Origin of the sequence: [Collinsella] massiliensis (genome assembly GCF_002161605.1) — a bacterium.
Taxonomy (GTDB): domain Bacteria; phylum Actinomycetota; class Coriobacteriia; order Coriobacteriales; family Coriobacteriaceae; genus Enorma.
On sequence record NZ_NFIE01000033.1, the window covers coordinates 1 to 12,419 of the forward strand.

The window sequence follows — 12,419 nt, forward strand, 5'->3', positions numbered from 1 at the left end:
TCGAGGCCTTCCTCACCAACTTCGCCGACCGCACCAAGGACGAGGACGTCGTGGTGATCGACACCGCCGAGTACGCCATCCCCGGCCTCGACGACGACTTCCGCGTCATCGTCTCGCCGTGGATCCTCACGATCCTCACCACCGACCGCCTTGCCCGCTACTACGAGACGGTCACCAAGCACAACCTCAAGTATCGTCGTTACTATCACCAGTTCGACTACTAAGGGGTGCGCCCGGGGACGGGCTCGCATAGACCAAGGTCGATGAAGGGCGGCCGGGGGCTCGGCTCCCGGCCGCTTTTTTGCTCGAAAGGCGGGGTGCGCATGGGCGAGATGCGGGGGCGCGCGGCTGCTGCCGCGCAGCTGAACACCGGATACCTCTGGCTGCTGGGGACGGCGGTGGCGTGGAGCTTCTCGGGCGTCTTCACGAAGCTCAACGGCCAGCCCGGCTTCCTCATCAGCGCCATCGCGTCCCTCGTGGCGCTGCTGTTCTATTTCATCGTGATCCGCCCCACGATCCGGATCTCGAGGCTCGTGGTGGCGGCGGGCATCGCCTCCTACCTCATGGGCATCACCTTCACCTACGCCAACAAGCTCACGAGCGTGGGCAGCGCCATCGTGCTGCAGTACAGCTCCATGGCGTTCGTGGCGCTCTACGAGGCCATCGAGCAGCGGCGCATCCCGCCCGCGCGCAAGGTGCTCGTGATCGTCATGGCGCTCGCGGGCATGGTCGTCTTCTTCCTGGACAGCCTCTCGTTCGAGCACGTCCTGGGAAACCTTCTCGCCATCGTGTCCGGGGCGTTCTTCGGCCTCATGTTCTTCCTGAACGCCAAGCCGGGCTCGTCCCCCGTGACCTCCTCGATGCTGAGCTGCGCCATCTCCGTGCTGCCGGGTCTTTTCTTCCTGCCGCGCATCCCGCATATCCTGCCGCGCGAATGGGCGCTCATGACGGCGAGCGGCATCGTGTGCTCGGGCCTCGCGAACGTGTGCTTCGCGCGCGGCATCACGCGCGTGCAGCCACTCACCGCGAACCTCATCACCATGCTCGAGGTCGTCTTCGCGCCCACCTGGGCGTTCATCTTCTTCCACGAGCGCTTCGGCCGCTTCGCGCTCGCGGGCACCGTGCTCATCATCGGCAGCATCATCGTGAACCTCGTGCTCGAGCAGCGCGAGCGCGACGCCTGCGCGGCGCAGCCCGTCTGCGAGGCCGCGCGCTAGGCTCGCGAGCCGCAACAGCCGCGCGCCGGGCGCTCCCATGCCGCTCAGGGAAACCCGGCTGCCATCTACGGATTGGAATTGGTATTAAATTAGTCGAATAGGTATAGTTGAGGGCGAGAACGATCCCTCGAGGAAACGGAGAGCGGACATGACGGAGCCCCAAGCGGTCGACGGCGCCTTCGAGGCCACGCGAACCATACTCGCGCCCATGCCCATGCTCGGCATCCCCGAGGTGCTCGCCGACGAGGGGCGCGGCCTGTGGAGCGTGCGCCAGCCGGGGGCTGAGGTACCCCGGGTCTACCGCTGCGCGGACATCCGCTCCTGCCAGGTTTACGAGGTCGAGGGCGAGCAGCAGCCCGCCCCGGAGGGCTTGCAGGGCATCGGCGAGATCTTCAAGAACCCGATGGCGGTCTCGCGCGCGAACATGATGCGCCGGGGCGACCGCATCTTCGGCGCCGGCGTCCTCGTCGAGGTGGCAGGCCTCGCGGAGCCCGTGCGCATCGGCATCTGGGCGCGGCCGCTCAAGCGCGGGTCGCGCTCGTACCGCAACGTCATGGGGAGCGCGGAGCAGCTTAAAGGCGCCATCGAGGGCCTGATGGTAGGGGAATCGGATGGCTAGGCGCATCGAGGTCTCGCCCTTCGACCGTGCCTACGAGGGGGTCTTGGAGTACATCGAGGCCCATGGCCTCAAGCCGGGCGACCGCCTGCCCTCGGAGCGCGACCTCTGCGTGGCGCTCGACGTGTCGCGCACGACCCTGCGCAGCGCGCTCGCCCAGCTCTCCGTGGTGCACGTGGTGGAGTGCCACCCCGGCTCCGGCAGCTTCGTGTGTCCGCCGCGTCCCACCACGCACCTCGACGACCTCTCCGGCTTCTCCGAGATCGTGCGCAAGGCGGGCGAGGTTCCTCGCTCGAGCGTGCTGAGCAGCGAGGTCGTCGCCTGTCCCGACAAGATCGCCCCGCGGCTCGGCCTCATGCCGGGCGACCCCGTGTTCAAGCTGCGCCGTGTGCGCGGCGTCGAGCGCGAGGCGGTGTGCGTCGAGGCCGCCTACGTCGCCGCGGCCGGGTGCCCGGGCATCGAGGACATCGACTTCGCGCGGGAATCGCTCACCCAGGCGCTCGAGGCGCGCTTCGGCAAGGCCGTCGCCCACACGACGCTCACCGTCTCGGTGGCCCGCGCGACCGACGAGGAGGCGGGGCTTCTGGGCATCGCGCCGCGCGCCCTCGTCTTCTCCGAGCGCGAGCTGCGCGCCGACGCCTCGTTCGCTCCGGTGGAATACTGCGAATCGGTGTACGTGCCCGAGCGCTTCGGCGTGGTGTGCACCACCGTCTTCAAGACCCCGGACGGCGGCGAGGGCTTCCCGGGGGAGGAGGTGGAGCCGCATGTCGAAAGGCTATAGCTCGGCGCCGTGGCTCAACGAGAACGCCGAGCCGGCGCACCTGCCGCTTTACCTGCGCATTCGCCGTGCCATCCGAGACCGCATCAACGCGGGCGAGTTCACGCCCGGCGCGTCGATCCCCTCGGAGACCGACCTCGCCCAGAGCTACGGCACCACGAAGCTCACCATCCGCAACGCCATCGACGGCCTCATCGACGAGGGGCTCCTGTTCCGCGTCCAAGGCAAGGGCACGTTCGTCACGCACGGTCTGCGCGCGAACAGCGCCTCGCACGGCCCGCGCGGCTTCCGCGCGAGCCAGGGCGACATGCGCCATCGTCCGACCGTGCGCGTGCTCGAGACGGCGCTCAGGCCGACGGGCGCCTACTACGCGCGGCTCTTCGACGTCTCGCCGGACAGCGAGCTCTTCCAGGTGCGCCGCCTGAACTGCGTCGACGACGAGCCGTTCGCCATCGAGAACGCGCTCGTGCCCTGCGAGCTCTTCCCGGGCATCGAGACCGTGGACGTGTCGCTGTTCAGCCTCTACGAGTTCTACGCGCTGCGCGGGCACGCGGTCGTGCGCGCCTTGGAGGAGCTCGAGGTCTGCGAGCTCAAGCCGCGCGAGGCCCAGCTGCTGCGCGGCAGCGTGGACGACCCCGCGCTGGGGATCCGCTGCGTGAGCTACGACGCCGCCGGGCGCGCGCTCGAGTACGTGACGTCGGTGGCCATAGGGAAGTACGCCTGCTATTCCGTGTCGCAGTGAGGTGAGGGGAGAGGCTGCACGGGTCGGGGATATATACCGCTTATCGACTTTTCCATACCACTTAGCCTGTTTCCCACGTACACGGGCATATGGGATGTCGCAAGCGTCTATCCTGATGCTAGGTATTGGTCTGGAAAAACTACCGACTGGTATAGAAAAAGGTCGGTGCACGCACACGAGGGGGAGGGAATATGATCGGCGATGCCTGGCAGGTTGCCGCGATGAATTGCCACTACCGCTTCTTCTCCCTCGAGAGCTTCTTCCGCGACGCGCGCGATGCGGGGTACGCGGCCGCCGAGGTTTGGTGCGGCCCCATGCACTTCGCGCTCGACTGGGCGCGCCACGACGACCCGCGGGGGCTCGCGGAGCTCGCCCGGCGCTACGGCATCCGGATCATCGGCATCTGCCCGGAGCAGACGAACCCCAAGCCTGCGAACATGGCCGCCCGCGGCGACGATGCCCGGGAGCGCACGCTCGCCACGTTCAGGAACGTGATCGACGTGGCGCGCGACACGCAGGCGGGGAAGATCGTCATCACGAGCGGCTGGGGCTTTCTCGACGAGCCGCGCGCGGACGCCTGGGAGCGCAGCGTCGCGATGCTGCGCCAGGTGGTCGCCTACGCGGCCGAGCAGGGCGTCGTGCCCGCCATCGAGGCGCTCCAATGCGACGAGACGAACCTCGCCCGCTCCGCCGAGGAGCTCGAGCGCCTGCTCGACGACGTGGCCGACGACCGCCTGGCCGTCTGCCTCGACCTGGGCGCCGCGTGGCGCGCGGGCGACAGCATCGCCGGCTACTTCAAGCGCTTCGGCACGCGCATCCAGCACCTCCACTTCTCGGACATCGGCGCCGAGAGCCATCTCGCCTGGGGCGACGGCGCCCGCGACATGGCCTCCGACCTCGCCGCGCTCGAGCGCGCGGGCTACGCCGGTCCCGTGAGCTTCGAGATCGTCAACTCGCGCTATCACACCGACCCAGCGGCTGCACTTTCGCAGTCGGCTCGGCAGTACCGTGCGGCCCTCGATAGGCTGAAGGAGGTGTACCAATGAGACATATGGTAATCGCGTCGCATGCGCACTTCGCTGCCGGCATCTCCGAGGCGCTCGCCCTGCTGGGCGGCGGTTCGGGCGTCGACATCAAGGTCATCTGCGCGTTCGTTGACGGGAACAACGACATCGCCCAGGCGGTGGCCGACACGCTCGCCGAGATCCCCGCGGAGGACGAGGTCCTCGTCTGCACGGATATCTTCGGCGGGAGCGTGAACAACGAGTTCACGAACGTCGTCCAGCAGCGGGGGAACATCCATCTCGTGACGAACATGAACCTGCCGCTCCTGATCTCGCTCCTCTTCTCCATCAACGAGCCCGATCTGGCCGCGGCGATTCGCACCGCCGTGTCGACCGATGAGGTCCGGCCGAAGTACTGCAACGACGAGCTGGCTGCACTCGATGCGGACGACGAGGAGTTCTAGCAGTAAGGAAAAGGAGGGAAACGATGATTCTTCTAACGCGCGTCGACCATCGCCTGCTTCACGGCCAGGTGGCGACCTCGTGGGTGGGTACGCTCGGTGCCGACTGCATCTTCTGCGTCGGCGACCACGTGGCGAACGACCCGGTGTGGAAGACCACGCTCAAGCTCGGCAAGCCCGCCGGCTGCAAGCTCGTGATCAAGGACATGGCCCACGCCATCGAGGCGATCAACAGCGGTGTGACCGACAAGTACAAGATGATCATCTGCGTGCAGACCATCGCCGAGGCCAAGCAGCTCTGCGACGGGTGCCCGCAGATCAAGAGCATCAACCTGGGCAACACCAAGGAGTCCCCGACGACGAAGACCATCTCGCGCCAGGTGTTCCTCGAGCCCGAGGAGGAGGAGATCCTCCGCGAGCTCGGTTCCCGCGGCATCGAGGTCGAGATCCGCGGGCTCGCGGAAGAGCCCAAGGTGGATGCCCTGCAGCTGATCTAGGGCATCACCGCGCTCCCAAGTGATTGGAGGTAGACGCATGCTTTTCGAGAGCATACTCTGCGCAGTTCTGTACGTGTTCTTCAAATGCTTCGATTACCAGCTCGGCACGCTCTACGCGTTCCGCCCCATCGTGGTCTGCCCGGTCGTGGGCGCCTTCCTGGGCGACCTGCACACCGGCCTCATCCTCGGTGCGAGCATCGAGGCGCTCTTCATGGGCTCCGTCTCCATCGGCGCCTACATTCCGCCGGATGCCACGTCCGCCGGCCTGCTCTGCACGGCCTACGTGTGCCTGCTCGGCCTTGACACCGAGGTCGCCGTCGGCCTCGCCATGCCCATCGGCACGCTCGTCCTCGGCGTGGGCAACCTCGGCCAGCTGGTGAGCAACTGGCTCACGAGCTTCATCCCCGGCATCGCCCTCAAGGGCGAGGGCAGCAAGCTCATGGCGCTGCACTGGCTCATCGGCATGTGGCTGATCCCCGTGTGGCTCGTGCTCATCTTCTGCGCGGTGTACTTCGGCTCCGGCGCCATCGACTGGCTCGTGAACGCCGTGCCGTCGTTCGTGCTCAACGGCTTCGCCGCCGCCGCGAACATCCTGCCGGTCATGGGCTTCGCCATGCTCCTGCGCCTCATCTACCGCAAGGAGCTCCTGCCCTACCTGTTCCTGGGCTTCCTGATCACCTCGTACATGGGCGTCTCGACGCTCGGCGTGGCGCTCATCGCCATCATCATCGCCGTCCTGACGCTCGGCTTCTTGGATAAGAACCAGACCACGGCGCAGATTGAGGGGGCTGACGACGATGACTTCTAATGAGACGGCGCAGGGCGCCTACAAGACCGGCGAGTACGCCATCACCAAGCAAGACCTCACGAGGGCTTCCCTTTCCATCGGCGCGCTGGGCATGGAATTCTCCTGGACCTACGCGAACCAGATGGGCCTCGCCTTCGGCATGATGGTCAAGAAGATGCTCAAGAAGATCTACCATGACGACCCGCAGGGCTACGCAGCCGCGCTCGAGCGCCACACGGCGTTCTTCAACATCACCGTGTGCCTCGCGCCGTTCGTCGGCGGCATCGCGATGTCCATGGAGGAGCGCATCGCCAAGGGCGAGCTCCCGCCCGAGTCGGTCAACGACATCAAGGCCGCCCTCATGGGCCCGCTCTCCGGCATCGGCGACGCCATCTTCCTGACCACCATCCGCGTGGTCGCCGCCGGCATCGCCATCTCCCTGGCGTCCCAGGGCAACGTGCTCGGCCCCATCCTGTTCCTCTTGATCTTCAACGTCCCGCAGTTCTTCCTGCGCGTGTGGGGCATCCACAAGGGCTACGAGATCGGCGTGAGCTTGCTCGAGACGGCTGAGCAGTCCGGCATCATGGACAAGGTCATCAAGGCCGCCGGCATCATCGGCATGATGGTCGTCGGCTCCATGACCTGCGGCATGTTCTGGGCGTCGCTCGCCATCGAGTTCGGCTCGGGCGACGAGGTCACCACGCTCCAGAGCGTGCTCGACAGCATCATGCCCGGCATGCTCGGCCTCGCCTTCATGGGCCTGTACTACTTCCTGCTGAAGAAGAAGGTCTCCCCGATGATCCTCATCCTGGGCACCATGGTGCTCGGCGTGGTGGGCGTCTACTTCGGCATCCTGGCCTAAGGCTTCGTCCGTACAGGGGCAGTGGGGTTCCGCTGCCCCTTTTCTCACGGGCTTGAAGGCATAACGTCTTAATACGATTTATCGATGGTAGGGAACGGCTCGCCGACCCGCCGCCGCGGCGCGGGACGGGCGAGGGAAGGGGCTGGGACCGTGGGCATCACGGGAAAAGACGGGGGACTGGCCGCGCTGACCTCGGGCGAGCGGCGGCTCATCGCGCTCGAATCGCTCCAGTGGTGCGCGGTGAACGCCGTGTACTTCCTGGGGCTCATCGGCGCGGCGACCTACGAGCTCGGCGGGGATGCGTTCCTCGTGGCGGCCATCACGCTCGCGCGCAACCTCTGCAACTCGCTCGCGAACGCCGCGGCGGGACCGGTGATCGACCGCGTGGGGCCGCGCAAGACGGCGCTCGTCACGCTCGCGGCCATGCTCGCCATGAGCGTCTTCATGGGCGTCGTGCCGCCCTCGGTGCCGACGCTCATGTTCGCCGCGGTGATGATGGGCCTCGGAGGCGGCGCCATCAACACCTGCACGCGCACCTACCCCGTGTACCTCACGCGCGGTCGCGCGGGGCTCGCCCGCCTGAACGGCCTCATGGTCTTCTACAGCAACATCGCCTATGCGGCCGGCCCCATCGCCGGCGGCGTGCTCGCGGGGTTCTTCCCCACGCGCGTCGTGTTCCTGTTCATGGCGGCGTGCCTGGTGGCCGCCCTCTACGTCACCTGGGGCTGCCGCGAGGTCATCGAGCCCGAGCGCGCCGCGGACGAGCCCGCGGACGACAAGCTCGGCGTGGTCTCGGGCGTGCTCGAGGGCGCCCGCATCACGATGCGCACGCACGACCTGCGCCTCATCTTCGTGAGCGGCTTTTTGGGCTTCTTCGCGTTCGGCGCCTTCGACTCGCTCGAGTCGCTCTTCTACCGCGACGTGCTCGTGGTGGACGTGGTGTGGATGGGCATCCTCTCCGCGGTGTCCGGTTTCGGCATGGCGATCGGCTCGTACATCTTCACCAAGATCCCGCCGCGTAAGATCGACATCCCGCTTTTGCTCGCGACCCTCATGTTTGTGGGCGTGGGCTCGATGATCTATGTGGGCACGAACGTGCTGGCCATCGCCATCGCCGGGCAGTTCATCAACGGCCTCGCCTGGGGGTTCATGGAGCCCACGCAGGCGATCCTCGTGCAGGAGCGCACGCCCATGACGCACCTGGGGCGCGTGATGGGCTTCGTGCGGCTCGGCCTCAACAGCGCGGGCGTCGTCCCGCTCGCCATCGCGCCCTTCCTGGCGCAGGTCTTCGGCGTGCAGGAGGTACTCTTCGGTGCCTCGTGCATCATCGCGCTCGTCGGCGGGGTGAGCTACGCGTGGCGCCGCGCATCGCACGCGCGGCAGTTGGAACGGGAGTAAGTGGATTGCGTCCGGCGGCGCGGGTGCGCGCCCGGCCGGCTCGGCAGAAAGGGGAGCGTGATCTGGATGCAGGGGCTTCAAGCGGTCATCTTCGACATGGACGGCGTGCTCGTCGATTCGGAGGCGGCGTACCGGCGGGTCCACGAGGCGTTCTTCGCGTCGCAGGGCGTCGCGGTGTCGCCCGAGGAGTTCGACGCGCTCGCGGGGTCGTCGCGCAAGGTGGAGCGGCAGCTCTACGCGCAGTGGTGGGAGCGCTCGCGCGGCGAGCGGCTCGACGGCGAGGAGATCGAGCGACGCGAGGACGCGTTCTGGGACGCGCATCCCATCTGCTATCGCGACATCATGAACCCGGGCGTGCCGGAGACCCTGGACGAGCTGCGGCGCCGGGGGTACCGCCTGGCCGTGGCCTCGTCCTCGCCGCTCTGGCACATCGAGAAGGTGTTCGACGAGTGCGGCATCGCGGGGTTCTTCGAGGCGGTCGAGAGCGGCGACGAGCTCCATCAGAGCAAGCCGAACCCCGAGATCTACCTCCTTACCCTGGCCAAGCTGGGGCTTCCCGCCGAGGTGTGCTGCGCGGTGGAGGATTCCGACCCGGGGCTCACGGCCGCGCGCCGCGCCGGGCTCTTCGCCATCGCCAAGCGCGAGGAGCGCTTCGGCTTCACCCAGCGCGACGCTGACGTGATCGTGGACGGCATCCCCGGCGTCATCGACGCGGTGCTGGGCTACGGGAAGTAAGGTTCGAGCCGCACGTCGCGGCAGGAAGGGAGCGTGCCGTATGGGCATCAACGCGTACATCGACTATATCGACGATCCGAACGACACCTTCGACCAGTACCTCGAGAAGGCGCGCGCCTACGGGTTCCGCTGCATCTTCGCCGACCCCGAGACGTACGACCACGCGTGCGCGGCGCTCGCGGGCACGGGCATCATCGTCGCGGGCGCCATCGACTTCCCGGCGGGCGGCCTCACGCTCGAGGAGGAGCTGCCCGTGTTCGAGCGCTACGCCGCGGCGGGCTTCACCGAGATCGACTACGTCCTGAACCAGCGCGCGGTCGAGGAGCGCGACTTCGCCGAGATCGAGCGCGAGATGATGGGCGTCGCGGAGTTCTGTCGCGCGCACGGCATGCGCGACAAGGTGATCGTCGAGATGCCGAAGCTCGAGAGCGAGCAGGACAAGCGGCGCGTCTGCGAGATCGCGCTGCGCGCCCGCCCCGCGTTCCTCAAGACCTCGTCCGGTCGCCCGTACAAGGCGACGCTCGAGGATGTGCGCCTCATGCACGAGGTGCTCGGCGACGCGGTGCGCGTGAAGGCCGCGGGCGGCATCCGCACCTACGAGCAGGCGCGGGCGTTCATCGACGCGGGCGCCTCGGCGCTCGGCGCGACGGCCGGCATCGCGATCGTGGAAGGGGAGCGCGCCGCGGAGGCCTCAGGGAAGTAGGGCGCCTCGGGGCGGCATCTGAAAGGGGAGAGCATGAAGCCGTTCAATCTCGTGAAGGACATCATCGCCGAGCGCGGGAGCATCGAGGAGGTGTACTGGGTCGCGTGCGGCGGGTCGCTCATCGACCTGCTGCCCGCGCACATGCTGCTTGAGCGCGAGAGCCGGCGCATCGCGTCCAGCGCCTACACGGCGCGGGAGTTCTGCATTACCGCGCCGAAGCGGCTCGGGGAGCACAGCCTCGTGGTCGCGTGCAGCCACAGCGGCAACACGCCGGAGGTGCTCGATGCGTGCGCGCTCGCCCACGAGCGCGGCGCCGCGGTCGTGGCGCTCACCGACGACGCGGACTCGAAGATCGCCCGCGAGCCGCTCATCTGCTGGGTGTACCCCTGGGGCGCGGACGTGCCGGCCGGCGAGGTGCCCTCCGGCATCGCGCCGCTCATCGCCGCGGAGCTACTCGACCAGCAGGAGGGCTATGCGGACCTCGCCGACCTCTACCAGGGCGTCGCCGTCATGGACGACGTGCTGCCCGCCGCCCGCGCGAAGGTGAACGCCGAGCTCGCCGGACGCTTCGCCGCGCTCTGCCGGGAGCACCCGTTCCTCTACATCGTGGGCTCCGGCCCCAACTTCTGCCAGACCTACGGGTTCGCCATCTGCTCGCTCATGGAGATGCAGTGGCAAAACTGCTGCTACATCCATTCGGGCGAGTACTTCCACGGCCCCTTCGAGGTGACAGAGCCCGGCGTGTTCTATTTCCTGCAGATGGGCTCGAGCGAGTTCCGCGCCATGGACGAGCGCGCCCGGGCGTTCCTCGAGGAGCACACGGATACCCTCATAGTGCTCGATGCGCTCGACTACGGCATGGACAAGGTTCCCGCGTCCGCCCGCGCCTACCTCGACCCCGTGCTCTTCTATGCCATGAACGTCGAGCTGCGCGCGGCGCGCGGCAAGGTGTTCGACCATGACCCGGACTACCGCCGCTACATGGGCGTCGTCCCGTATTAAACCTGCCGTTGCGAGGAGAGAGCATGGGGTTTGACGTATCGATCGTGGGGTTCGGCGACAACGTCGTCGACCGCTACGAGCACCTGGGGGTCATGTATCCCGGGGGGAACGCGGCGAACGTCGCGGTCTACGCGCGCTGGCTCGGCGCCGCGCGCGCGGCCTACATGGGCATCTTCGGCACGGACGAGGCGGCGGAGCACGTGATCGAGAGCCTTGAGGACGAGGGCGTCGAGCTCGTGCGCTGCCGGCAGGAGATCGGCGAGAACGGTGCCTCGAGCGTGACGGTCGAGGCCGGGGAGCGGGTGTTCCTCGGCTCGAACCAAGGCGGCGTCCGCGGCCGCTCGCGCTACGTGCTCGATCGCTTCGCCCTCGCCTACATCCGCGGCTTCGACGTCCTCCATACCGGGAGCTACTGCTTCACCGAGCGCGAGCTGCCCTGCGTGCGCGCGGCGGGCGTGCCGGTGAGCTTCGATTTCTCCGAGGACTCCGTCGACTCCTATGTCGAGGAGGTCGCGCCGTTCGTCGACTACGCCTTCTACTCGGCGGAGGACGAGGCGGACGACGCGAAGGTGGCGGAGCGCCTGCGCTGGCTGCATGGCCTGGGGCCGGCCATCGCGGTGGCGACGCGCGGCCGCCGCGGGTCGGTCGCCTTCGACGGCGCGCTTCTTCGAGCAGCCCATCAAACCCGCCCCCGTGGTGCGCGACACCATGGGGGCGGGCGACTCGTTCATCGCGGCGTTCCTTCTGGGCTATCGTTCCCGGATCGGTGCGGGGGCCGCGCATGACGACGCGCTCGCCTCGGCCCTCGACGGGGCGGCCTCCTTCGCGGCCGAGGTGTGCGGCATCGAGGGGGCGTGGGGGCACCCCAAGCGCTTCGCGCCGGATGACGGGAAACGGTGATACCCTTGGTGGCGGACGCCAGGGGACAGCTGAGAAAGGGAGAATCTCTGTGACCATCAAGGCCATCGCCCTCGATATCGACGGCACGCTCACGAACGACGCGAAGGTCATCACGCCGCGCACCAAGGAGGCGCTGCTCGCCGCCGAGCGCGCGGGCATCACGCTCATCCTCGCCTCGGGCAGGCCCGCGCACGGCCTGCGCGCCCTCGCCCACGAGCTCGAGCTCGACCGCTACCACGGCATGCTCGTCGCCTACAACGGCTCGCAGGTGCGCGACGCCACCTCGGGCGAGCTCCTGTTCAATCAGGCCATCCCCGTTAAGGAGGCGCGGGCGGTCCTCGAGCACCTGCAGGGCTTCGACGTCATCCCCATGCTCGTCGACGCCGACCGCCTCTACGTCGAGGACGCCTACCGCTGCACCATCTACCACAAGGGCGCGCCGAAGAACATCATCAAGTACGAGCGCGACGGCTGCGGCCTGCGCATCCACGAGGTGCGCTCGCTCCTCGACTGGTGCAACACGCCGCAGAACAAGATCCTCACGGCGGGGACGGACACGTACCTGGCCGAGCACCACGAGGCCATGGCGGCTCCTATCTTTAAGTCGTTGCATCTGAGAGCCGGATACCGGATGCTTTGGTGCAATGCAGAATCTGGCGGGCAGGGATGCCGGCATGGCAGTTGGGGCGCCCGAGGCGACCTCGCAAGGGAGAGTGG

Annotated in this window: 15 protein-coding genes and 1 pseudogene; all 16 read left to right on the top strand. The window is 67.7% G+C overall.

Annotation, left to right across the window (positions count from 1 at the left end):
* Positions 1 to 224 (top strand): annotated as a pseudogene (locus B5G02_RS09790) (SIS domain-containing protein); the annotation flags it as partial.
* Between the two features lie 99 nt (positions 225 to 323).
* Positions 324 to 1,217, top strand: a complete 894-nt coding sequence (locus B5G02_RS09795) for a DMT family transporter (protein ID WP_094336076.1) — start codon at positions 324 to 326, stop codon at positions 1,215 to 1,217.
* Between the two features lie 148 nt (positions 1,218 to 1,365).
* The gene (locus B5G02_RS09800) at positions 1,366 to 1,836 is read left to right on the top strand and encodes a hypothetical protein (RefSeq protein ID WP_094336077.1); all 471 of its coding nucleotides are present in this window, start codon (positions 1,366 to 1,368) and stop codon (positions 1,834 to 1,836) included.
* Entirely contained in the window at positions 1,829 to 2,614 is a 786-nt protein-coding gene (locus tag B5G02_RS09805) for a GntR family transcriptional regulator (protein ID WP_094336078.1), read from the top strand. The genes B5G02_RS09800 and B5G02_RS09805 overlap by 8 nt, the downstream gene beginning before the upstream one ends.
* Positions 2,598 to 3,353: a GntR family transcriptional regulator gene (locus tag B5G02_RS09810; protein WP_094336079.1), complete on the top strand. Its 756-nt coding sequence runs from the start codon at positions 2,598 to 2,600 to the stop codon at positions 3,351 to 3,353. Before B5G02_RS09805 ends, B5G02_RS09810 begins: the two co-directional genes overlap by 17 nt.
* 191 nt (positions 3,354 to 3,544) lie before the next feature.
* Complete coding sequence (locus B5G02_RS09815; protein ID WP_094336080.1) at positions 3,545 to 4,399, top strand: sugar phosphate isomerase/epimerase family protein; 855 nt, start codon at positions 3,545 to 3,547, stop codon at positions 4,397 to 4,399.
* A complete protein-coding gene (locus tag B5G02_RS09820; RefSeq protein WP_026088995.1) occupies positions 4,396 to 4,821 on the top strand; it encodes a PTS sugar transporter subunit IIA in 426 nt (141 codons plus the stop codon). Before B5G02_RS09815 ends, B5G02_RS09820 begins: the two co-directional genes overlap by 4 nt.
* 23 nt (positions 4,822 to 4,844) lie before the next feature.
* A complete protein-coding gene (locus tag B5G02_RS09825) occupies positions 4,845 to 5,315 on the top strand; it encodes a PTS sugar transporter subunit IIB (RefSeq protein ID WP_019238823.1) in 471 nt (156 codons plus the stop codon).
* Between the two features lie 37 nt (positions 5,316 to 5,352).
* Positions 5,353 to 6,123 (top strand): PTS mannose/fructose/sorbose/N-acetylgalactosamine transporter subunit IIC, encoded by a 771-nt coding sequence (locus B5G02_RS09830; RefSeq protein ID WP_094336081.1) that lies wholly within the window; start codon positions 5,353 to 5,355, stop codon positions 6,121 to 6,123.
* Positions 6,113 to 6,964, top strand: coding sequence for a PTS system mannose/fructose/sorbose family transporter subunit IID (locus B5G02_RS09835; protein WP_094336082.1), 852 nt, complete (start codon positions 6,113 to 6,115; stop codon positions 6,962 to 6,964). Before B5G02_RS09830 ends, B5G02_RS09835 begins: the two co-directional genes overlap by 11 nt.
* 150 nt (positions 6,965 to 7,114) lie before the next feature.
* The gene (locus B5G02_RS09840) at positions 7,115 to 8,362 is read left to right on the top strand and encodes an MFS transporter (protein WP_094336083.1); all 1,248 of its coding nucleotides are present in this window, start codon (positions 7,115 to 7,117) and stop codon (positions 8,360 to 8,362) included.
* Positions 8,363 to 8,428: 66 nt separating this feature from the next.
* Complete coding sequence (locus B5G02_RS09845) at positions 8,429 to 9,097, top strand: HAD family hydrolase (RefSeq protein WP_094336084.1); 669 nt, start codon at positions 8,429 to 8,431, stop codon at positions 9,095 to 9,097.
* A gap of 40 nt (positions 9,098 to 9,137) precedes the next feature.
* On the top strand, positions 9,138 to 9,800 hold the full coding sequence (gene deoC / locus B5G02_RS09850) for a deoxyribose-phosphate aldolase (protein ID WP_094336085.1): 663 nt from the start codon (positions 9,138 to 9,140) through the stop codon (positions 9,798 to 9,800).
* A gap of 33 nt (positions 9,801 to 9,833) precedes the next feature.
* Positions 9,834 to 10,802 carry an SIS domain-containing protein gene (locus B5G02_RS09855; protein ID WP_094336086.1) on the top strand — a complete coding sequence of 323 codons (969 nt, stop codon included), beginning with the start codon at positions 9,834 to 9,836 and terminating at the stop codon, positions 10,800 to 10,802.
* 23 nt (positions 10,803 to 10,825) lie between these two features.
* Positions 10,826 to 11,587: a PfkB family carbohydrate kinase gene (locus B5G02_RS09860; protein WP_241146230.1), complete on the top strand. Its 762-nt coding sequence runs from the start codon at positions 10,826 to 10,828 to the stop codon at positions 11,585 to 11,587.
* Positions 11,588 to 11,751: 164 nt separating this feature from the next.
* The coding region (locus B5G02_RS09865) for an HAD hydrolase family protein (RefSeq protein WP_241146231.1) at positions 11,752 to 12,419 on the top strand (668 nt) is incomplete at its 3' end.

Bases quoted from the DNA above. Each gene is read 5' to 3' on its own strand.
- B5G02_RS09795 (WP_094336076.1), top strand. From the start codon at position 324: ATGGGCGAGATGCGGGGGCGCGCGGCTGCTGCCGCGCAGCTGAACACC.
- B5G02_RS09800 (WP_094336077.1), top strand. From the start codon at position 1,366: ATGACGGAGCCCCAAGCGGTCGACGGCGCCTTCGAGGCCACGCGAACC.
- B5G02_RS09805 (WP_094336078.1), top strand. From the start codon at position 1,829: ATGGCTAGGCGCATCGAGGTCTCGCCCTTCGACCGTGCCTACGAGGGG.
- B5G02_RS09810 (WP_094336079.1), top strand. From the start codon at position 2,598: ATGTCGAAAGGCTATAGCTCGGCGCCGTGGCTCAACGAGAACGCCGAG.
- B5G02_RS09815 (WP_094336080.1), top strand. From the start codon at position 3,545: ATGATCGGCGATGCCTGGCAGGTTGCCGCGATGAATTGCCACTACCGC.
- B5G02_RS09820 (WP_026088995.1), top strand. From the start codon at position 4,396: ATGAGACATATGGTAATCGCGTCGCATGCGCACTTCGCTGCCGGCATC.
- B5G02_RS09825 (WP_019238823.1), top strand. From the start codon at position 4,845: ATGATTCTTCTAACGCGCGTCGACCATCGCCTGCTTCACGGCCAGGTG.
- B5G02_RS09830 (WP_094336081.1), top strand. From the start codon at position 5,353: ATGCTTTTCGAGAGCATACTCTGCGCAGTTCTGTACGTGTTCTTCAAA.
- B5G02_RS09835 (WP_094336082.1), top strand. From the start codon at position 6,113: ATGACTTCTAATGAGACGGCGCAGGGCGCCTACAAGACCGGCGAGTAC.
- B5G02_RS09845 (WP_094336084.1), top strand. From the start codon at position 8,429: ATGCAGGGGCTTCAAGCGGTCATCTTCGACATGGACGGCGTGCTCGTC.
- deoC (WP_094336085.1), top strand. From the start codon at position 9,138: ATGGGCATCAACGCGTACATCGACTATATCGACGATCCGAACGACACC.
- B5G02_RS09855 (WP_094336086.1), top strand. From the start codon at position 9,834: ATGAAGCCGTTCAATCTCGTGAAGGACATCATCGCCGAGCGCGGGAGC.
- B5G02_RS09860 (WP_241146230.1), top strand. From the start codon at position 10,826: ATGGGGTTTGACGTATCGATCGTGGGGTTCGGCGACAACGTCGTCGAC.